Source organism: Staphylococcus hsinchuensis, from assembly GCF_038789205.1.
Taxonomy (GTDB): Bacteria; Bacillota; Bacilli; order Staphylococcales; family Staphylococcaceae; genus Staphylococcus; species Staphylococcus hsinchuensis.
In genome coordinates, this window is the sequence record NZ_CP128355.1 from 262,681 (window position 1) to 284,996 (window position 22,316).

Annotated in this window: 19 protein-coding genes and 1 pseudogene; 7 read left to right on the plus strand and 13 right to left on the minus strand. The window is 33.2% G+C overall.

The window, feature by feature from the left end; all coding sequences use genetic code 11:
• Window positions 1–13: 13 nt before the first annotated feature.
• Window positions 14–682 (minus strand): ABC transporter ATP-binding protein, encoded by a 669-nt coding sequence (locus QQM35_RS01460; RefSeq protein WP_251517658.1) that lies wholly within the window; start codon window positions 680–682, stop codon window positions 14–16.
• Complete coding sequence (locus QQM35_RS01465) at window positions 682–1,734, minus strand: ABC transporter permease (RefSeq protein ID WP_251517656.1); 1,053 nt, start codon at window positions 1,732–1,734, stop codon at window positions 682–684. Before QQM35_RS01465 ends, QQM35_RS01460 begins: the two co-directional genes overlap by 1 nt.
• 154 nt (window positions 1,735–1,888) lie before the next feature.
• Between QQM35_RS01465 and QQM35_RS01470 the strand changes: the two genes are divergently transcribed.
• Both QQM35_RS01470 and QQM35_RS01475 read left to right on the plus strand, forming a co-directional pair.
• Window positions 1,889–2,563 carry a response regulator transcription factor gene (locus tag QQM35_RS01470; RefSeq protein ID WP_251517653.1) on the plus strand — a complete coding sequence of 225 codons (675 nt, stop codon included), beginning with the start codon at window positions 1,889–1,891 and terminating at the stop codon, window positions 2,561–2,563.
• Window positions 2,556–3,932: a HAMP domain-containing sensor histidine kinase gene (locus QQM35_RS01475; RefSeq protein WP_251517650.1), complete on the plus strand. Its 1,377-nt coding sequence runs from the start codon at window positions 2,556–2,558 to the stop codon at window positions 3,930–3,932. The genes QQM35_RS01470 and QQM35_RS01475 overlap by 8 nt, the downstream gene beginning before the upstream one ends.
• Before the next feature lie 230 nt (window positions 3,933–4,162).
• Here QQM35_RS01475 and mqo read toward each other — a convergent pair whose 3' ends face one another.
• Window positions 4,163–5,641 carry a malate dehydrogenase (quinone) gene (gene mqo, locus QQM35_RS01480; protein WP_251517648.1) on the minus strand — a complete coding sequence of 493 codons (1,479 nt, stop codon included), beginning with the start codon at window positions 5,639–5,641 and terminating at the stop codon, window positions 4,163–4,165.
• 402 nt (window positions 5,642–6,043) lie between these two features.
• On the opposite strand from mqo, the gene QQM35_RS01485 reads away from it, so the two are divergent.
• Window positions 6,044–7,192: a glycosyltransferase family 4 protein gene (locus QQM35_RS01485; protein WP_251517644.1), complete on the plus strand. Its 1,149-nt coding sequence runs from the start codon at window positions 6,044–6,046 to the stop codon at window positions 7,190–7,192.
• Window positions 7,193–7,325: 133 nt separating this feature from the next.
• On the opposite strand, the gene QQM35_RS01490 is transcribed toward QQM35_RS01485, so the two are convergent.
• Entirely contained in the window at window positions 7,326–8,927 is a 1,602-nt protein-coding gene (locus tag QQM35_RS01490) for an L-lactate permease (protein WP_251517642.1), read from the minus strand.
• A gap of 252 nt (window positions 8,928–9,179) precedes the next feature.
• Here QQM35_RS01490 and QQM35_RS01495 point away from each other — a divergent pair, with 252 nt between their 5' ends.
• Window positions 9,180–10,862, plus strand: a complete 1,683-nt coding sequence (locus QQM35_RS01495) for a CDP-glycerol glycerophosphotransferase family protein (protein WP_251517639.1) — start codon at window positions 9,180–9,182, stop codon at window positions 10,860–10,862.
• 89 nt (window positions 10,863–10,951) lie between these two features.
• On the opposite strand, the gene QQM35_RS01500 is transcribed toward QQM35_RS01495, so the two are convergent.
• The 3 genes from QQM35_RS01500 to QQM35_RS01510 all read right to left on the minus strand — a co-directional run bounded on the left by QQM35_RS01500 (window position 10,952) and on the right by QQM35_RS01510 (window position 12,841).
• Window positions 10,952–11,698 carry a hypothetical protein gene (locus tag QQM35_RS01500; RefSeq protein ID WP_251517637.1) on the minus strand — a complete coding sequence of 249 codons (747 nt, stop codon included), beginning with the start codon at window positions 11,696–11,698 and terminating at the stop codon, window positions 10,952–10,954.
• Between the two features lie 37 nt (window positions 11,699–11,735).
• On the minus strand, window positions 11,736–12,230 hold the full coding sequence (locus QQM35_RS01505) for a hypothetical protein (protein WP_342610447.1): 495 nt from the start codon (window positions 12,228–12,230) through the stop codon (window positions 11,736–11,738).
• A gap of 74 nt (window positions 12,231–12,304) precedes the next feature.
• Window positions 12,305–12,841 carry a hypothetical protein gene (locus tag QQM35_RS01510; protein WP_342610448.1) on the minus strand — a complete coding sequence of 179 codons (537 nt, stop codon included), beginning with the start codon at window positions 12,839–12,841 and terminating at the stop codon, window positions 12,305–12,307.
• Window positions 12,842–13,426: 585 nt separating this feature from the next.
• On the opposite strand from QQM35_RS01510, the pseudogene QQM35_RS01515 reads away from it, so the two are divergent.
• Window positions 13,427–14,415, plus strand: a pseudogene (locus QQM35_RS01515) (acryloyl-CoA reductase).
• Window positions 14,416–14,469: 54 nt separating this feature from the next.
• On the opposite strand, the gene QQM35_RS01520 reads toward QQM35_RS01515, so the two are convergent.
• The 4 genes from QQM35_RS01520 to QQM35_RS01535 form a co-directional block, all read right to left on the minus strand.
• A complete protein-coding gene (locus QQM35_RS01520; RefSeq protein WP_251517624.1) occupies window positions 14,470–14,874 on the minus strand; it encodes a GNAT family N-acetyltransferase in 405 nt (134 codons plus the stop codon).
• Window positions 14,875–14,939: 65 nt separating this feature from the next.
• Complete coding sequence (locus tag QQM35_RS01525) at window positions 14,940–15,971, minus strand: NAD(P)/FAD-dependent oxidoreductase (protein WP_251517622.1); 1,032 nt, start codon at window positions 15,969–15,971, stop codon at window positions 14,940–14,942.
• A gap of 211 nt (window positions 15,972–16,182) precedes the next feature.
• Entirely contained in the window at window positions 16,183–16,596 is a 414-nt protein-coding gene (locus tag QQM35_RS01530; protein WP_251517619.1) for a DUF2871 domain-containing protein, read from the minus strand.
• 297 nt (window positions 16,597–16,893) lie between these two features.
• Window positions 16,894–18,183, minus strand: a complete 1,290-nt coding sequence (locus tag QQM35_RS01535) for a YhgE/Pip domain-containing protein (protein ID WP_251517616.1) — start codon at window positions 18,181–18,183, stop codon at window positions 16,894–16,896.
• A gap of 159 nt (window positions 18,184–18,342) precedes the next feature.
• On the opposite strand from QQM35_RS01535, the gene QQM35_RS01540 reads away from it, so the two are divergent.
• Together QQM35_RS01540 and QQM35_RS01545 are read left to right on the plus strand one after the other, a co-directional pair.
• Window positions 18,343–18,948 (plus strand): TetR/AcrR family transcriptional regulator, encoded by a 606-nt coding sequence (locus tag QQM35_RS01540; RefSeq protein ID WP_342610449.1) that lies wholly within the window; start codon window positions 18,343–18,345, stop codon window positions 18,946–18,948.
• Between the two features lie 80 nt (window positions 18,949–19,028).
• On the plus strand, window positions 19,029–19,967 hold the full coding sequence (locus QQM35_RS01545; RefSeq protein ID WP_251517611.1) for a magnesium transporter CorA family protein: 939 nt from the start codon (window positions 19,029–19,031) through the stop codon (window positions 19,965–19,967).
• 86 nt (window positions 19,968–20,053) lie between these two features.
• Here the strand turns inward: QQM35_RS01545 and QQM35_RS01550 are convergent, their stop codons facing one another.
• Together QQM35_RS01550 and QQM35_RS01555 are read right to left on the minus strand one after the other, a co-directional pair.
• On the minus strand, window positions 20,054–21,493 hold the full coding sequence (locus QQM35_RS01550; protein ID WP_251517608.1) for a sucrose-specific PTS transporter subunit IIBC: 1,440 nt from the start codon (window positions 21,491–21,493) through the stop codon (window positions 20,054–20,056).
• Window positions 21,494–21,604: 111 nt separating this feature from the next.
• Window positions 21,605–22,183, minus strand: a complete 579-nt coding sequence (locus tag QQM35_RS01555; RefSeq protein WP_251517605.1) for a peptidoglycan recognition protein family protein — start codon at window positions 22,181–22,183, stop codon at window positions 21,605–21,607.
• Window positions 22,184–22,316: the final 133 nt, after the last annotated feature.

Genomic DNA, 22,316 nt, shown 5'->3' on the forward strand with positions numbered 1-22,316 from the left:
CTCGTTTATTTTGTTATTTATTTACGATTTTTCCATCATCTAATTCTATAACACGATCTGCAAACTCAAATAACCTTTGATCATGTGTGATCATCAACCCAATCATGTCTTTTTGTTGTACTTGTGATTTAATCATTTCAACGACCTCGGTAGCACGTTGGGCATCTAGACTCGCTGTAGGTTCATCTGCTAACACGATTTTAGGATTATTCATAAATGCGCGCATAATCGCAACACGTTGCTTCTCTCCTCCAGATAACATATGCGGAAAGACATCTAATCGATGTCCGAGTCCAATTTGTTTTAATAATTCGTCCGCTCTTTTAACTGCATCCCTTTTCGAGAGGCCTGCTTCAGTACCTATCACTGTTAATTGTGCTCTTACCTTTAGATAAGGGACAAGGTGTGAGGATTGGAAAATAAACCCTATTTCATTTAAGCGTAGATCAACTGCTTTGTTATCTTTTGAAAATAAAGGTTTGTCATCAAATATGATTTCTCCGCTATCTTGTGTTAACAATCCACCTAATATCGTTAATAATGTTGTTTTGCCTGAACCGGAAGCACCAGTCAGTATCACAAATTCACCTTTTTTAATTTCAAAGTCTATACCTTTTAATACTTGTGTTTTTGAATCACCTTGTCCATAGGATTTATTAATATTCTTTACTTCTAACGACATTATTCAGCCCCTCCAATAGCTTCTATAGGATCTACTTTAAATAATTTTATTAAAGATAATGTAGCACCAATCAATGCAACTACAATAAAGACCACTACGACGAGTGAGATATTCGCAATAGTTAAATGGAATGGCATTGAAACCGGCATAATAAGAGACAATAAACTAATTACTCCAACTGCAATAAGTACCGCTATCAATGTCGTAATTAATATTTGGGTAATTAATGCACTTAATAAATGCTTAGTTTTAATACCAATTGCTTTTAATATTCCAATTTCAGAAATTTTTTGTATCGTCATTACATAGAAAAATGCACTTAATACGATTGCAGAAATTACAAATAAGCTCGTAATCATCATATTGAGTGGTGCTTGTTCAGCTTTATAACTTGGAATTTCATTTGTAATGTCATCCTTACTAAATACTTTGATACCTTTTATATCATTCAATTTCTGTTGTTGCTTATGGTTTAGGTGTGATAATGGATAAACCATACTGCTATGTTTATTCAGATGATTAAACCCTTTATTAGATGCCATCACAATTGAACTGTGTGCATGCATTGTATCTTTTATCACACCAGAAACAGTTAAACGATTTCCTTTTGTCGTTTTAATCGTATCCCCTATTGCTATATTTTTAGCAGTTAACTTTTCATTGATAACAATCTCATTCTTTTTCTTTGGAAAATGGCCATCTATTAATTTCGGTTTCTTATTTTTAACCTTATTCGTCATGAGTACATCTTCTTCGTTTCCATCAACTTTTAATGTTTGAGGTGCAATTTTCAGAGGTTTTTGATTTATGATGTCTTCTATTTTCTTCTGTTGTGTTGGGTTTATTATAGATTTTTCGATTTTTGGTTGTTTCGTATCTTGCATCACATATTTTTCACTTTTCAAATTATCTAACATTGAAATATTTTCCCTAGCAAGACCTTGCGCTAATCCACTAATAAATAACACCATTACGCCTAATAATAATATAATTAACATGATTAACATAAATCGAAATTTATAGAATTTAATCTCTTGCCATGCTAATTTCATAATTTGGTCACTCCCTCTCAATAATGTATATATTAAGTCTATATCCTAGATATGAACTCAATATGAACTTTAATGAAATTTTTTAGGTTTATTGTTTTTTACATATACATCACGTAACATTGATATTAATAATTATTTTAAGGAGCCTATTCATATGACAACATGTCTTATTGTTGACGACGACGCTAAAATATTAGAATATGTTTCAACGCATTTAGAAAGAGAAGGTTTAAATACTGTAGTGCAAACGAGTGGGGAAAGTGCATTAGACTACCTTGAGACCCAACAAGTCGACATTGTAATTGTAGACATTATGATGAGTGGAATGAATGGTTTTGAGTTATGTCAAACTTTAAAGGAAGACTTTGAACTCCCAGTCATTATGCTCACAGCCAGAGATGCATTAAGCGACAAAGAACAAGCTTATATTACAGGAACTGATGATTACGTCACAAAACCTTTCGAAGTAAAGGAGCTTATATTTAGAATTAGAGCTGTTCTGAAAAGATATAATATTAATGCTAATAAAGAATTAAATATTGGAAACCTCACGTTAATCCAATCTTATTTAGAAATTCAAACGCACAATAAAACGATGAATTTACCAAATAAAGAGTTTCAATTATTCTTTTTACTGGCTTCTAACCCACATAAAGTTTTTAGTCGAGATGACATCATTGAAAAAATATGGGGTTTTGATTACGAAGGTGATGAACGTACTGTAGATGTCCATATTAAACGATTGCGCAAACGACTCGAAAAGCTAGAAGCCAACGTTACAATTCAAACAGTTCGCGGACTTGGCTATAAGGTAGATGCTCATGTTTAAATCACTCTATACGCGCTTAGCTATTTATCTCATCACCATGTTATTAGTCAGTGCTGTAGCAAGCTTTCTATGTACTAATATTATTTACCACCAATATTTAAAAGCAAATAACGATGCTAAAATTATGCGAACGTTAAAGGATTCTAGAACGTTCCACAGTGAAATGCCTCAAGAAGAGTCAAAGAACTTCTTTAAACATATAGGCGAAATGAACTATCAACTTATGACTGTAAATACTTCAGGAAAGAAAACATTTTATGGTGCTCATTTTAGAAAAGATAATATATCCAAACACCAGATTGATAAAGTATTAAACGGCCACGATTACCATGGTATTAAATCTTTGCCTTATAATCTTTTCATCACAGGCTTCTTTGAAAATACAACAAAGAATACTGTCGGTGTTACATTTAACACTAAAGAAGGTGAACTCGCGGTATTTATGCGACCTGATATAGGAAAGACCTTTAGCGAATTTAGAATCTTTCTTGCAATATTAATCGCGTTATTATTGATTTTTTCAATTATATTAACGATTTCAGCAACGTATTCGATTATCAAACCCATCCAACAACTAAAACAAGCAACACATCGATTGATGCAAGGAGATTTTACTACACCTATTAAACAAACACGTGAAGATGAACTTGGAACATTGCAATATCGATTTAATGATATGCGACTTTCTTTAAAGCAAGTCGATGATATGAGACAACACTTCGTTCAGAATGTTTCTCACGAAATTAAAACACCTTTAACACATATACATCATTTATTAGATCAATTACAAAGCTCTAAAGATCCTGTATTACGTGACTCATATATTAATGAGATTCACAGCGTAACGACACAACTCAGTGATTTAACGAAAGAACTCCTATTATTATCTGAAATCGACAATGGTACACATTTAAAATTCACAGACACTGTAGCATTAAATCAATTACTGAAAAAAATAGTTCGACATGAGCAATTTGCAGCAAATCAAAAAGACCTTATTATTATGTCTGACTTAAATGAAATAAATTATGATGGTAATGAAAGATTATTGTATCAAGCATTTCAAAACCTGATTACAAATGCGATTAAATATTCGGAAAGACATGGCACGATTGAAATTACTCTAAACCAAACTTCCACTGCTATTATTTGTACAATCACAGACGATGGTCTAGGCATGGATACTGAAACACAAGCACATTTATTCGAACGGTTCTATAAAGTAAATCATGAAAATGACAACAGCAACGGACTTGGCCTTGCAATTGCTAAAGCAATAATTGAATTACATGAAGGTACCATCCAGGTTGAAAGTCAAATTAGCCAAGGTACAACTTTCACCATTGAACTGCCCTCTAGCCACTCATGACAAACTTAAATATAAATTACTCGTATATTAATGAGCCATTACAACTTTATGTGCAATTGGACAGTAATTATGCGCTGGCTCCCAAGGGAAAAATGTCTATCTACAAAATGAAGTAGCGCCTTGAAAATTTTTGCATAAAAAAACTGCCCACAAAGTTATAAGCTTTGTCGACAGTCAAACAGTGAAGACCTTCAGTCTTCACTGTTTTTTTATAATAAAAATCAAATGCATTAATCGATTTTTAAGTTGTTTTTAACTTCTTGATTAATTTGAGTATATAACGCTTCGTTATCAGAAAGTTTCATACCAAATGAAGGTACTAATTCTTTTATTTTCTCTTCCCATTGAGGGAATTCATCTTTATAACAACGTTTCAATAAATCTAACATAATATCAACTGCTGTTGATGCACCAGGTGAAGCACCTAATAATGCTGATAATGAACCATCTTCAGAAGTGATGACTTCAGTACCAAATTGTAAAGTACCTTTACCTTTATCAGTATCTTTAATAACTTGGACACGTTGACCCGCAACGACAATTTCCCAGTTTTCACTTTTAGCATTTGGTACAAATTGTCTTAAGTCATCCATTCTTTCTTCACTAGATAACATTAATTGTGAAATTAAATATTGCGTTAATTTCATTTCTTTTGCACCTGCTGCTAACATTGTTAGTAAATTATTTGGTTTAACAGAATTAATTAAATCCATATTAGAACCTGTTTTTAAGAATTTAGGTGAAAAGCCAGCGAACGGTCCAAATAATAATGTTCTCTCACCATCAATATAACGTGTATCTAAATGAGGAACTGACATTGGTGGCGCACCCACTGGAGCTTTACCATACACTTTTGCAAGATGTTTTTCAGTAATAGATGGTTCTCTACAAACTAAGAATAAACCACTTACAGGGAAACCGCCGATATGTTTAGATTCTTTAATACCTGTCTTTTGTAATAAACGTAAGCTCGCACCACCTGCACCGATGAATACGAAATTACTCTCTACGAAATATTCATCACCTGAGTCTAAGTCTTTAATTTTAACTTCCCAAGTGCCATCTTTTTGTTTTTTCAAGTCTTGAACTTCTTGGCCATAGTTAAGCTCTGCATTTTTCGCTTCAAGATTGCTCAATAATTTCTTAGTCAATTCACCGAAGTTTACGTCAGTACCTGTCTTATCATATGTAATTGCCATAGGAATATGAGAAGTACGACCTTCCATAATTAAAGGAGTCCACTCTTTAATTTTTTCTTTATCATCAGTGATAACCATATTTTTAAAAAGGATGTTTTGGCTTAAACGATCAACACGACGTTTTAAGAAATCTACATTTTGCACACCTTGTACAAAGCTCATATGTGGCACTGGTTTTATAAATGATTCTGGATTCTTTAATTGACCTTGCTTAACTAAATAACTCCAAAATTGTTTTGATACTTGGAACTGTTCATTAATTTTAATTGCTTTTTCAATATCAATTGAACCGTCTTTATCCTCTTTAGTATAGTTCAACTCACATAAAGCTGAGTGTCCAGTCCCAGCATTGTTCCATGCGTTTGAACTTTCTTTAGCAGGTTCAGACAATCTTTCAAATAATTTAATTTCTTTCTCTGGTGTTAATTCTTTTAATAATGTTCCTAGCGTTGCGCTCATAATACCGCCACCAATTAAGATGACATCTGTTTTGCTATGTTGTGTAGTCATAACAAATACAGTCCCCCTTCTGATATGTTTATAGAAATAATTACTTCATCTGATTACTGTTACATCTAATTTGATAAAGCGTTTTCTAAAGTTTAAAAAATAAAAAGTCAGTTATTATTAATGATATTTTTTAGAATCATACAAACACTAGACAAATATCTATACTTTCTTAATTATATACCTTATTATCTTCTGAAAAAAGGGATTTCAGAAATTCTACACAAATTTTGTTGAAATGACAAAAATTAAAATGTTTGAAATACATTTTTTTGGAAAAAGTATCGTTATAAACATGATTAAATAATTACATTTCACATATAATTTATTATGATAGGTGAATTTATTTCAATACATGCTATAATTATCAATAATTTCGAATTCAAACTTATGGGAGGTCCCCAAATGAAGTCAATCACATTTTTTATGCATAACGTCTATGCTATAGGAGGAACAGTAAAGGCGATATCACAACTTGCAAATACGCTTGCAGAAAAAGGTCATCATGTAGAAATTATTTCTGTATTTAAAGCCCAATCTTCACCATACTTTGAACTCCACCCATCTATCATAGTTAAACCATTAATCGATTATCGACCTCACCCTAAGAATTTAATCAGTATTTTCTTTAACCGTATCAGGCGATATACTTCTATGAACCAACCTAAGAAAATTTCTCAATTCGAACCAGGAATAAACCAATTTTCTCGTTACGTTGAACGTAAAATGATTAAAGCCCTGAACAATATTTCTACTGACGTCATTGTGGGTACTCGAGCAAGTTTCAATATTTTAATAGGAAATCATGTGGCTTCGCATATTGAAAAAATCGGGATGGAACATATGAATTTCTCTGCCCATCCCAAATCGTACCAACACGAAATCATTCAAGCGTACGAACGTTTAGATAAAATTACTACACTTACTTCTATAGATCGACGTGTTTATCAAAGACATCTTTCTCGTCCGGTTTACGTAATCCCAAATATTTTGTCAGAACCACGCTTATCTTTATCAAAGTCTAAGCTCATTACTGCCGCAGGACGGTTAGAATATGAAAAAGGTTTCGACTTACTCATACAAAGTCTTATACCAATTAAACAACATCTCAACCAGTTTAACTATATCGTAGAAATCTTTGGCGAAGGACAAGAAAAGGATAAATTACAACGTTTAATCGACGAAAATGGCCTCCAAGAAATCGTCCGACTAAAAGGGCAAACACAACAGCTTAATGAACAATTAGCAAAAAGTGAAATCACTGTCATCCCTTCTCGTAATGAAGGATTTGGCATGGTCATTTTAGAAGCAATGAATCAAGGTAGCATTATTGTAAGTTTTGATGGAAATGTTGGCCCTGATTCCATCATTGAAAATAATATTAACGGTTATTTAATCGGACACGGCGATATAAAGGCACTATCAAGATTATTACTTAGATTAATAAACCAAGAACTGAAAGAACATGTACTCATTGAAAATGGTTATAAAACTGTTGAACAATATTCTCCAGATAAAGTCTATGAAAGTTTCATTTCAATGTTAAATAGCTAAAGTATGCCACCATATCAAGTCCTCAATTTTCAGGCAAAACTATGACACATACAGTAAAGCCACTAAGTTTCCTCAAACATTAAAGGAATTTAGTGGCTTTTGTTATTAAAATGCTAATTTTATTTTAGAGCATTTACATAATTAAATTTAAAACAAATGTCCATATACAAATAAATACAAGTAAACCAATACTATAACGTAATGTCATTTTTAAAAGTTCTGATTCTTTCCCTACTTGTTTAACAGAGGCTGTGGCAATTGCAATTGATTGAGGTGATATCAGTTTAGCAGCCACCCCACCAACTGTATTGGCCGATACGAATAATGCCCCATTCGCGCCAATGTTATTAGATACAGCGGCTTGTATCGGAGCAAAGAGTGAATTATTATTCACTACTGATCCTGTCATAAATACTCCGATCCATCCTAATATAGGTGAAAGTAACGGAAATACGTTACCTGTCTTTGAAATACTATTTCCTAATGCAGTACTTAAACCTGCATAGGTCATTAATTTCGAAATCACTAATATAAAACAAATCGTAATAATTGAAAGCCATAACTCCAAGAATGTTTCTTTTAATAATTGTAACAGTGAGCTGAATTTAACACTTTTAGACATGACAAAAGTTATCAACACTACAATAAGGATGGCTGTTCCTGTTTGGCCAATGAAATTGAAAGGAAGTGTTATTGCCTTTTGTGCTACATCACTATATGTTCCAGGAATTTCTATTTGTGTTGCTAGAAAAGCTAAATGTCCACCTGGTTCATATAGTTTCTTAAATTGAGGTGCGCTCCATATCATTACTACAATTGTTAAAATAATAAACGGACTCCATGCGTAAATTAATGTCTTAATATTATGTTTGTCAGGTGTTTCAATTTTTTTATCGTTATTTACTCTAAAAATATTTTTAGGTTGGAACTTTCTAGAAAATAAAGCTAAAGCTAGCATGGCAAGTAAAGGAGGGATAATGTCAGCTAATTCAGGCCCAATAAACATTGCGATGAGACCTTGCCCTATAGTGAATGTCACACCTACGACTAATATTGCAGGTAATGTTTCTTTAATACCTTTAAAACCATCAACGATCCATACTAATAAAAACGGAATAAACATGTTAATTATCGCTAAGGTGAACACAGATGTTTGGGAAACGGCAGAACTCGAAACGTCACCATGTAAATTCAACGAATCAACAACTTGAATTGGGATACCAATCGCACCATAAGCACCTGCAGAAGCATTTGCAATCAAACACAACATAGAGGCTTTTAATGGCCCGAAACCTAATTGTGTAAGTAGTAGTGCACAAATAGCAATAGGAACACCAAAGCCTGCTGCGCCTTCTAAAAAGCCATTAAATGCGAAAGCAATTAAGAGTAATTGAATACGTTGGTCTTGAGAAATACTAGAAATACTATCTTGAATGACTTTAAACTGGCCTGTTTTATTCGTTAGCTTATACAATAATACAGCCATCATTACTATATAACCGATAGGTAAAATACCTTGATAGAAACCTTCTATAGCTGCGCCAGAAGCTATATTTACTGGTAGCTTAAAGAAAAATAACACAATTACTAAAGTAACAATAACGGTTGTAATAGATGCATATATACCTTTCATCTTAAACACGGTTAAACACAACAGGAATAATATAATTGGTATAGCAGCAATGAGACTTGAGAGCCATACATTATTAAAGGGGTTAAAACTTTCAACAAACATTTTGATTCACTTCTTCTTTCATCTATATTTTTTATCACTAAAATCCTCACATTTAATTTGTGAATCATTTCACAATTAAAGTATAACACCTTTTCCAGCAAATACAACTCCATTTTTACGATCTTCAAAATTTTAGTGCATAAATATTAAATCACCTTATATAAATATTTATTTAATAGCACTGTGTGTCTTTAAACTCATAAGAACAACGTGATAGAATAGTATTTATAAATATAAACTAGAGGGATATAAATGATTAAACAATTAACAATTCAAAAATGGTCTGAGTTAGATGCACGATTAACAGATGCAACAGCTGAAGGCTATACACATTTCATAGTCACAGATGAGAGAATTAATCTATATCAAGAGCAATTAGACGCTGTCGAACTCCACCCTTGTACAATTGTTGTCGATTATACCATTGACCAACACTATTTAAATGATTGTCGTTACTTCGGAAAGAGGCAAATCACATTCGATGACTGGATAGAAAATATCAACCATTATCCAAATGTTATTTTCCATATTGAGACCATACAACATATGATTAATCATCATTACGTCAATGCACTATTTGATTTGGTTGTCTTATCCTTATTACAAGAAGACATTGTTACAGATAGTCATGTTGTTTTTGATTTCAAAGAAACATTTTCAACAAGCCCAAATGTTTGGGAAAGCGTTAAACAATTACAACCATTAAATACAACAGCATTTAATTTAAATAAATTGGCTTATCAACATCATCATTCAATTCCATTTAAAGCCAAAGATACTTTAGCTCCAGAACAATTGCGCACCACAGATAAAATGTTGAAAAATTCAGGATTTAAATTACCGCATTGGCTATACAATACCATTGAGAAAAAGGCATTAAAGAAACACAAACAAATGAGTTATATTTATCGCAAAGACAAATCAAAACTTCAAGATCATATTGTATTTTTAGGTTTTGATTATCAATTCAGAGGTAATTCACGCTATTTATTTAACCATTTTGCTAAGCATTTCTCTAAATTACCTATTTACTTTATAACGAAAGATGTCAATGGACCAAACTTTATTAAACCTGACGATCATAAAGCAAAAGAACTCATAGAAACAGCACGTGTCGTTATTCTTGAAAGCTACATACCTGATGATTTAAAACCAAATGGCACAATTATACAATTATGGCATGGAACACCGATTAAAAAGTTATTTTTAGATAGTCGTGAGCCACATCAAAATCAAAATATTTATAACTATAGAGCTAGAAAATATAATAAATGGATACAACAAGACTATTTAGTTGTTGATAATGATGCAATTATCGATACGTTTAAGTCTGCTTTCCCACAGCAACACACGAAAGTTTTAAGTGCAGGTTATCCTAGAGTCAGATATTTATTAGATAAACAACATGACCTACCTTATCAAAACTTCATTAAAAAAGAATTACGATTAAATCATGACAAACCAACACTACTTTATGCTCCTACGTGGAAAACGAAAGCAGAAGATTTGCTACCAATTAGTGATGGTTTATTAAATAAATATAATGTTATTTATAAAGCACACAATGAAGACCGCAATGCGTTCAAACCAGATAATGCAATTATTGCGCCTGATCATATAGAAACTCAAGATTTAATTTTAGTTTCTGATGTAGTACTGACAGATTATTCATCTATTATTTATGATGCGATTACAGTAGACAAAATTGTATGTCAATATACACCAAACCATGAGCGATATGTCTCAGAACGTGGGGTCTATGAGGATGTAATGGATGATTTAGCGACTGTACGTTATAGCGACTCAAAAGCTTTATTAAATGATTTAATCAGTCATCAAATGAAACAAATCAAGTCAAGCCAATTTGTGAATGATGATAATCATGCATTTGAGACTTTATCACACATCATACAAAAGTCTTTTAAAAACAAATAACCTAATGATCTTATCGAGAACATAAAGAAGCTGGACAACCTTTCAAAATTGAAAGTGTTGCCCAGCTATTTTTCTATTTAATTAGCTACTTATCGTTGGTAAGCAGAATCAACAATTCTTACGATGCCTTGTTGATCTACTGTAGCAACTGTATAAGTGCCTGGTTTAGCCTGGTTTTGGAAACTAAAGACATAACTATAATTTCCATGACTACCTCTTAAACTGTAGTCATTATATGTGTGTTGTTGGCCAGTTGCAGCTTTAACTTGAGCTGAAGCGTTATTAAGTGAGTTCTGGAAGTTTGGTAAATGTCTTAAAGCATCTTGTGAATTAACATTACCGTTAGAAACGCTTTCTGAAACAGCTGCTGCTCTTTGACCTTGATAAGGTGGGACATAACGTGTAGTTTGTCCGTTTGAAGCAGTATTATTATTAGCACTGCTATTATTTACATTGTTAGCGTTCGCATTACTGTTTGACGCATTGTTAGAAGCTCCATTAGAAGCACTTGAACCTGCTGACGCAGCGCCACTATTTGACGAACTACTATTGCTGTCAGAGTCGCTATCACTTGAATTGCTACTATCTGACGAGTCACTATCTGATGAAGAACCGCTGTCTTTTGATGATGAGCTATCTGAACTCTTATCTGAGCTTTTGTCATCACTAGATGAAGAAGAACTATCGTTGTCCTTCTTGCTATCTTTACTTGATGACGATTCTTCTGTTTTATCTTTTGAACTATCGTCCTTTTTGTTGCCGCCTTCATCACTACCATTTGAACAAGCTGCTAGGGCTAAAGATAGTGTTAGAAAGCCTGCTAGAAATTTCTTCATAATAGAAAGGCCTCCTTATTGTCTAACACTTATATTATTATTGAGAGCTGTCACTTGAAGATGAAGAAGAACCACTATCTGAGCTAGAACCGCCTGAAGTAGAACCACTATCTTCTGATGATGAGCTACCTGAGTCACTGCTTGATCCAGAATCTTGTGATGATGAAGAACCACTATCTGAGCTTGAACCACTATCTTCTGAAGATGAAGAACCGCTGTCTGAACTTGAACCACTATCTTCTGAAGATGAAGAACTGCTGTCTGAGCTTGAACCACTATCTTCTGATGAAGAAGAACCGCTATCTGATGAAGATCCACTATCTTTTGAAGATGAGCTATCTGATGAAGAACCGCTGTCTTCTGATGATGAGCTATCTGATGAAGAACCTTTGTCTTCTTTGCTCTTAGAATCTTTTGATTTTTCTTCTGTTTTATCTTTTGAGCTATCGTCTTTCTTACCACCGTCGTCACTATTTGAACAAGCTGCTAATGCTAATGATACTGTTAAGAATCCTGCTAAAAACTTTTTCATGATTAATTCCTCCTAGAATTTTTTACTTTTTAATAATTTTAATTTTCAATAATTAACTTACTTTTCTTAATGGATTATGATTCGCTGCTTGATGAACCGCTGTCGCTTGAGCTACCTGAGTCACTGCTTGAGCCTGAATCTTGTGAAGATGAGCTGCCTGAGTCACTGCTTGATCCAGAATCTTGTGATGATGAGCTACCTGAGTCACTGCTTGAGCCTGAGTCTTCTGAAGATGAGCTACCTGAATCACTGCTTGAGCCTGAGTCTTCTGATGATGAGCTACCTGAGTCACTGCTTGAGCCTGAATCTTCTGATGAAGAACTACCTGAATCACTGCTTGAGCCTGAGTCTTCTGAAGATGAACTACCTGAATCACTGCTTGAGCCTGAGTCTTTTGATGATGAGCTATCAGAGCTAGAGCCGCTGTCTGAACTGCTGCTATCCTCACTTGAACCTTTATCAGAGCTATCATTACTTTCCTTATCTTTTGATTTTTGTTCAGTTTTATCCTTTGAGCTGTCGTCTTTACTACTACCGCTATCACCACTACCGCCTGAGCAAGCTGCTAACGCTAATGATAGTGTTAAGAAACCGGCTAATAGTTTTCTCATAAAAGAAAATACCTCCTTGAATTTTAATACTCACTGTCCTCTTGAAATTACTTTTAAATGAAATAATCGCAAGAGCATCAATGAGAATTAGTACGTTATACACGTTCAATAAAATCATAAACATTAAATATCTAAACTTTTTTGCATTTAAATAAAAAAGTTACACTATATCAAAGTACTAAATTATTTATTTACATTCATTTAATAAAAAGGGTGTTGTCGTAATATATGTAATAAAAATTTACATTATACAACGAGATTATTTTCCACCAATTTACTTGTATTCAAATGTATATCAATTAAGATTTTACACCTCAGTAATCATTACCTAAGTTACTTAACAGTAGAATTAACTGAAAGTAGAAAGATATATGTATTAAATTAGTAAAAGTTTCGCAAACAATATATGTGGTTTTTATGAAAAATTTAAATTGAAAATGTGAATTTAAAACAAATCATAAGTAAAGCGCTTTCTTACTCTTCACAGGTTTGAGCCTTATTGTGTTAAGCTAAAATTAATGATAAAGTTGGTAGTGTTTTTTAAATATAGATAAAAAAAACGTATGTAAGGAAGTGAGTACTAAAATGACTGAAACATTTAATGCGTTTGTCGTCGATGAAAAAGATGGTAACGTAACCAATGAATTTAAAAAACTAACCTTTGATGATCTTCCTGAAGGTGAAGTTCTTATTAAAGTTAAATATTCAGGTATTAACTATAAAGATGCGTTAGCCACAAGAGCCAATACTAAAATTGTACAATCATATCCAATGGTTCCAGGTATTGATATAGCTGGTGTCGTTGAAAGTTCTGACACGAATACCTTTGATAAAGGGGACGAAGTCGTTGTTACAGGTTATGAACTTGGTACAAATCACTATGGTGGCTTTAGTGAATATGCACGTGTAAAAGAAGAATGGATCGTTCCGCTTCCAAAAGATTTAACATTAGAAGAAGCTATGATTTATGGTACAGCAGGATATACAGCCGGCTTAGCTATTGAAAGACTTGAACATAATGGACTTTCAGTTGAAAAAGATGATGTGCTTGTTCGCGGCGCAACGGGTGGCGTAGGTACATTAGCTACTATGATGTTAGATTCTATTGGTTACGATGTTATTGCGAGCACTGGTAAACAAGGCGTTGAAGACCGCTTAAAAACATTGGGAGCTAAAGAAGTCATATCACGTATTAAAGAAAGTGATTCAAAACCATTAGGCAAGAGACAATGGCAAGCAGTAATTGACCCTATTGGTGGCGAAAGTTTATCACAAATAATTAAACAACTCGATTATGAAGGTAGCGTTGCAGTTATCGGAATGACAGGTGGCACGCAATTTGAAACTTCAGTGTTCCCATTTATACTTAGAGGTGCAAATGTTATAGGTATTGACTCAGTATATACAGCGATGAACCGTCGTAAACATATATGGGACGTTTATCCCGTGATTTAAAACCAGATAAATTACATGACATTAAACAAATTGTAGAATTCAAAGACATAGAACAATACATTAATGAAGTTTTAGAACATAATAACTCCGGTCGTATTGTAATCAAATTTGAAGATTAAGTAGATAAACATAGGACGTAGAGCAAATACTCTACGTCCTATGTTTTATTTTATCTATTTATAATGTAAATACATGCCTGTTGATTTCGGTTCTGTAGAAATGAAACCAAATTGTTTATACAAAGTATCAGCAGGATAATCTGCTATCAAACTGACATATGTGCCTGATACCGCTACAGTTTCTATATACTCCATAATGTGTTGCATAATTGCTTTTCCATGACCCATACCTTGATAATGAGGATCTACAGCAATATCAATGATTTGAAAAGCAGTTCCACCATCTCCTATTACTCTTCCCATACCGATTAGTTTATCGTCTTCATATAAAGTGACATCAAAGCAAGCATTACCCAATCCGTTCTTTGCTGCCGTTTCTGATTTTTCACTTAAGCCCGCGATCTTTCTTAAATGACAATATTCTGCTACATTCGGAGCAGAAAACTTTATTTCAGCCATTTTTTTCACACTCCTTAACCTCATTAATTCAACTATTTCTCTGCCAGACTATGTTTTACATTCCATTATAGATATTTTTTCATAATAACTTCATTGGATGCTTTAAATACTTCGTTATGACTTGATACGTATCCTTCAGCATTTGCTTCTGGCTCAACATATCGTTTAGCTAAATTGGCCGCATTCGCTGCATCGCTAAATGCACTCGTAATCAAATGTGTTTTCGCCTCATGGTATATGATGTCACCACATGCAAAGAGACCTTCAACACTTGTTGATGTATTGCCAAAGCCTTTAATATTATACTCATTCATCATATCAACACGTGTGGTGGATTGTTCAAGTAATGCATTTTCGATATCAAACCCATGGCTGATAATGACTTCATCAAAGTGATACATCTCTTTATCTTTCGTATCAATATGCTCTAGCACAACTTGGTCTATTTTAGTTTGGGTAGTATCTCCAATTAATTGATAAATATGCGTGTTTGGCATCTGTTTGACGTTTAAATTCCTTAATATATCTTTCATTGCTTCGTAACCTTTAATTTCATCACGCCGATAAATTAAAGTAACACTGTTTGCAATACCATTTAAGTCGTTTGCCCAATCGAGGGCTGAATTTCCTGCACCAGAAATCAACACATCTTTATCTTTAAATTTTTTCAACGACTGAACGACGTAATTTAAGTTGGTCAATTTGTATCTTTCAGCATCTTTAATTTCTAATTGCTTCGGGTTAATGATACCACTACCAATCGCTACTATAACCGACTTTCCCTTATAGACATGCCCTTGCTCACTTTCCACTTCAAACTGTTGATCCCCGATCTTACGTATATCAACGACCCGTTCATTCAAATTAACTTCAGGTTTAAAGTGTAAACCTTGTGCGATTGTGTCCTCTATAACTTCATAACAGGGTTTCGGTGCTAAACCACCAATATCCCAAATAATTTTTTCAGGATAGATTTGCATCTTGCCTCCAAGTTTATCTTGAATATCGATAATGCGCGCTTTCATACCTCTTAAACCAGCATAAAAGCTAGCGTATAAACCAGCGGGTCCTCCGCCGATAATGATGACATCATCCATCGTCATCCCTCCAAACTTTCCAATCATCTCTTTATTTCATTATCCTATAATTGAAAATCATTATCAATATCAAAAACATAACTTTATAAACAAAAAGCACCTCAGTAATTAACCCATTTTCTAACAGGTTACATATATCAAAAAAACTCCATGAGCTAACTCATAAAGGTGTTTCCGAATGTTCAATTTATTCACGCGTGTTTTAAATATTTTAAGATTTAGGGTCTTTAACAATCGCATTTCTTAATAAAAAGAATAATAAAATAAAGCCAGCAGTAATAACTGTATGTCCTATTCCTGCGAACCCAGCAAATGTTTCGGGAACCTTATTGCCAATAACTTGGTAAGTTCCTTTTAAAAACATCATCGCGATTGTTGCTACTACTCCTATATTATATATAATAAAGAACCAATTAAATAAATAATAACTGCTTAATTTAAACACTTTATTTAAACCTAATAATACTAAGTGCATAAACATGCCTAGCATTAACGTGTGCGTATGTACTAAAGCTAATTGTGTATCACCATGAAAATGATGGGCCACTGTTAGCTCTCTATAATAAAATCCACTTAATAAACCGATTACTGTGTAAATCAAAAAAGCATACAATATCCTACGCATCAGCCTTCCTCCTCAATGTCATTATAAGACATACATTCATAAAATAAAGTGACAATTTAGTAAAGAGTGATCTTCTATAGCTTATTATTGTTCCAACACTTAAATAATTTATTTAAAAAGAGTCTGAGACAAAAATAGGTGGCTCAGACTCTTTATCAACTTGGCAGTAGATGTCTGAATTGAAAATGCGCTTAGAACAAGCTTTTTTCAATCCTAGTCATCCTTGCCGGGGTGGGACTACGAAATCTCTATTAGAAAATTCGATTTCTGTCCTCGCTCCCTAAAATTCAAATTTATCTATGAAGGAATTTCAGAACGTTTACCTTTATGTTTTTTCACAACGGAAGCTAATAATACTGAAATAATACCAAATATCATAAATCCAATAAACATCCACATCGTGCTATTCATCTCAATAGAGTGTCCCATATAAAGTATTTCTCTTAAATTATTTGCATAATGCACGAATGGGTTCCAATCTACAATATAATCTTGATAGAATTTCGGTAACATTTGTTTAGGTAACATGACCATTTGCATACTAAAGAACATGAGTAATATAAAGATTGGTATTGATACCATACCTATCCAACTCATCGTACCTAATATTAAACTTATAAATCCTAAGATTGCGAGTGAAACAAATACTGCCATTTTATTTATGTCATTAAAGTCAAAGCCGAGTACGCCAGACATAAAGTATACATAGCCAAACCCACCAATAAATGCAGTGACGATTGCTGCAACTATTTGAGCACCAGCAGCGATTAGACGTTGTGTTACACCTACATTATTTGCAGTTCTAAATGCATAGAATAATAATACAGAAGTTATAATTGAACCCATCCATACGGGCATAAACATTAAGAACGGTGCGTTACCGTTAGCTTGATGGTCTTTCACCTTATTCGTCTTATGGCTGTCTACTTTAACAGGATTTGTCAATGCATGAATATCTTTCGCATCTACTTTCACGTGTTGTTTATCTAAAGTAGAAAGTCCTTGTTTAGTTATTTGATTATTTACGTTTGTACCAATTTTTTCTAAAATTTGTGAGGCCATTTGTGTTGTTTGTAAATTACCGCCACCGTTAACAAACGTTTTTATATGTGCCTTTTTAACATTTATATTTTGAGCGCCACCTGATTTAGACATCTTTTGTTGCATTTGTTTCGCTTGTGCAGGTGGAATTTCACCTGATTTAACTTTATCTTGCATTTCTTGTTTTTTACTGTCCATGGCAACTTTTTGTGTTTTACTCATGGCATGTTTAGAAAAGTTCTTTTCTAACACTGCTACACCATAATATTTTTGATTTTCCAAACCTTTACGTGCATCTTTTTCGCTATCTACTGAAACCCATTTGACTTTATCAGAATCACTATCCTTTAACTTGTCTTCTAAGTTTTTTCCAATATCGACTTTTTTATCTTGAATTTTAGTACCTTTGTCATGATTAACTATCGCTATTTTTAAATCTTTCGGTTTTGGATTGAATGCCGGATAAAAAGCAACTGAAAAAATGACCATCAATAATAATAAAACGACGGGCGCAAACCAAAATAATTTACTTTTAAAAATATTCACTTTGTATACCTCCTTTAAAATAATAAACAATGTGTTGAATATTTAATACATTGTCTATTATAATTAAATATATAAGACAAGCAATGACCAATTTCCCACATACTGTTCGTTAATCAACAAACTGTTGCAAATTGTCTATTTATGATTGGAGGTTACGTTATGGTTCAAGATCGACGCATTCGAAAAACGAAAGAAGCAATCCAGAACAACTTTTTAGAATTACTTAAAGAAAAAGACCTAGAAAAAATCACGATACAAGATATCGCAAATAAAGCAGATATAAATAGAGGGACATTTTACTTACATTATGAAGATAAATATTATTTACTATCCGAGATAGAAGATGAATATGTTCAAAGTTTGGCACGGAATGTGGATCTCAATGAGATAATTGATAACAGTGTAGATATTGAAACTTTTGCAGAGCGTTTTTTTGAAAATATCTTAAAAAAAATAGTAGCTTATATATATAAAAATATAGAATTTTACAAAGTGATTTTTACTTTAAATCGTACAAATCAATTGGAAGAAAAATTAGCTGCTTTAATGTATCAAAATATGGAAAAGCAACTTGCTCCTTCCAGGACCGTTTCTAATATACCTCTAGCATATTTCCACAGTTACACTTACGGTGCAATGATTTCAATTATTAAGTATTGGGTTCTAGATGAAGATCGGATGCCTCCTGACGAACTCGTAAATCATATATTTAAAATTATCTTCAATGGACCGTTACGATTGATGGCAAATGAACAGGTGCAATAAAAATTATAAAGTTAAGTTGCTAACGACAACAAATTTCGCTAATATTAAAAAATACATTGTTAAGAAAGGAAATGTGTGGAATGATCAGGCCTTTTAAACATTCTGAAACGCATGAAGTGATTGAATGTCCTTTAGATAATCGTCCTACATGGATAAATGTGGTAGACCCCACTTTAGATGAAATTGAAACACTGATGACTTCATATGATATCCCGGAAGATTTTATTCGTGACCCCTTAGACTCAGAAGAAAGTGCACGTGTTGAATATGACGAAGATACAGGTTATTCACTTATCATCGTCGATTTTCCAATCGTTAATGACACAAATTTAAAAGTACTTTCTTTCATTACGATTCCATTAGGTATTATTATAGGAAATAAAAGAATTTTAACTGTGTGTAATGTAGAAAATGAATTTCTAAACAACTTTGCACGTCAAAATATTAATTTGCATTTCCATAGTCGTTTTGCTTTAAATATATTATTAACAATCGCCAATCACTATAATAGAAACCTTAGACTATTAAACAAAACAAGATTACGCATCGAACGTGATTTGAAAAATAATGTTACCAATAAGCAACTTTATAATTTAATGGAAGTTGAAAAAAGTTTAGTCTACTTCCTAGCTGCGTTGAAAGGAAACGACGTCATTATCAAAAAGTTATTTAGACTTCCAGCGATTAAGCGATTCGACGAAGATGAAGAATTACTCGAAGACTTAATCATCGAGAGTAACCAAGCTATAGAGACCACTCAGCTTTACACGGAAATACTTGAAAGTATTACAACTTCATATGCCTCTTTATTATCTAACGAAATGAATAATACGATGAAGACATTGACGTTGTTTACAGTATTTTTAACATTACCTACGATTGTATTTAGTTTCTTCGGTATGAATGTTCCATTACCAATTGATGATCATAGTTATACATCATGGGCAATTGTTATCATTATTTCTTTAGTATTAGTTACGGTTGTTGGCGCCTTCCTTTGGCGAAAACAGAAATTATGACTTCATTTTACTTAACACACAAAAAACCTGACGTGTTGAACTTATCGTTCAACACGTCAGGTTTTTTCTTATAACCATAGAAAGTTTTATTTTACTTCACGGTATTTCTTTTTAAAAGATAAACTGTATGTTACGCCAAAGGTAACAATAAATGTAATAACCATACCAATTCCATAATGTAACCATCCACTATGTGCCCCACTTATTGAAATAAATCCAGGCAGGCCTGCTGTTCCTAAAGCGATTGCTTTAACTTTAAATAACGCAACATACGCTGATCCTATTCCTGAACCGATAATCGCTCCTATGAATGGGTATTTTAACTTTAAATTCACACCAAACATTGCTGGTTCTGTAATTCCTAGTAATGAAGAAATACCTGCTGCAGATGCAACACCTTTTAACTTTTTATTATTTTTTACAATAACGAACGCAGCTATTGCTGCTGCACCTTGTGCAACGTTAGACATTGTTGCAATTGGGAAGATAAATGATCCGCCAGTTTTGGTACTGTCAGCTATCAATTGTGTTTCCACCGCAATAAAGCTATGATGTATACCTGTAATTACAATCGGAGCATAAAGTAAACCGAATATTAAACCACCAATTACGCCTCCGAACTCATATAACCATGTTAAACCATCTGATAACCAGTAACCTAAAGTTCTTGTTAAAGGTCCGACAAATAAAAATGTAACAAATGCTGTCGTTAATATAGAAACAAGTGGTGTAACTAAATTATCTAATACAGTCGGGACAACTTTACGTAATCCCTTCTCAATCGTAGCTAATATATAAGATGCCACTAACATTGGTAGTACTTGACCTTGATAACCGACTTGATTAATCTTCAGACCAAATAAATCCCAATGCGGGATGGATTTACCAGCTTCTAATGCCTTAGGGTAATCATATGCACTCATTAACTCAGGATGTACTAATATCATACCTAAAGCAGCTCCTAAGAATGGATTGCCTCCAAATCGTTTGGAAGCACTGAACCCTATCAAAATCGGTAATAGTGTGAATGGTGCATTCGCAAATATATTAATCATTTCTGCAAGACCTTTAAATTGGTCATGTACTTGAATTAATGATTGTTTATCATAAAATATACCAGGTGCAGTCAGAATATTATTAATCCCCATCAATAGACCACCAGCTACAATAGCCGGAATAATAGGTACAAAGATATCAGATAACATCTTTACAAACCTTTGGAAGGGGTTCATATTTTTATTGCCTTGTTCTTTCACTTCAGATGAAGTAGATGCTTCTTTACCTGTGATTTGCTCCATAGCAGCAAATACTTTATTCACAGTACCTGAACCGATTATAATTTGATATTGTCCCCCAGTTGAAAATGTCCCTTTGACGACATCCATCTCTGATAATTGTTTCTCTTGTACTTTACTTTCATCATTTAATACTAATCTTAGTCTTGTTGCACAATGTGCCATGGCATCGATATTTTCTTCTCCGCCAATCGCTTGAATGATATTTTCAGCAGATTTTTTATAATTCATAAATCAACCTCCCAGTTGTAGAACCGGTTCCAATTTTATTTATAATTATTGTAATCGTTTTCACTTTATAACGCAATAGCTACTATATATTAAGCCAATGTTTTTTACCATTTATCCAAGTACGTCGAGGTCATCTTTGGTAATTTGGTCACTGTAGCGTTTTATATGTTCAATAAAATAATCTTTCAATTTATTTATATTTTTCTCATTTGTTGGTACATCGCCTAGATGAACTTGCCACGCACGTGCTGGACACGCTGTATCTGAAAATTCTTTATGAAGTCGCACAGTTTCTCTTGTTATAGGAAGATTATATTTTTTTAGTAACAAAGCTGCTATCCAATAACTTGTTTCTTCATTTTCCATAAAGGCTTTATCTGATAAAACACCATTAATTAATGACTGACACCTTTCTATACCAATAAAATGTGCATTTGCAAATGGTTCACCGCAATGCCACTCTATATAGTTAGAAGGATGAAACCAATAACAACTTTCTTTATCTACATAAACACAGGCCCAACCTTTTTCTAATTCATCTTTATCAATACGGCGTTGCAACCATTGAATATAATCAACTGCTTTATTATTTTCTGCATCATCGTGCAAAACGACCCCGTGTATCTCAGGCTTTTTTTCTGTAATTTTCGCAGGTTGTTTATAATAATCGGAATATATGTGATGAAGCATACATTAATCTCCTTACTTAAATCGTATTTCAATGAAAATTTCGTTGATTTCAATTTTAACCAACGAATAATTAATGCTCAACTTCTTTGAACATTACTCCATCCCAAATAAAAATGCAGACGTTAATTAATAA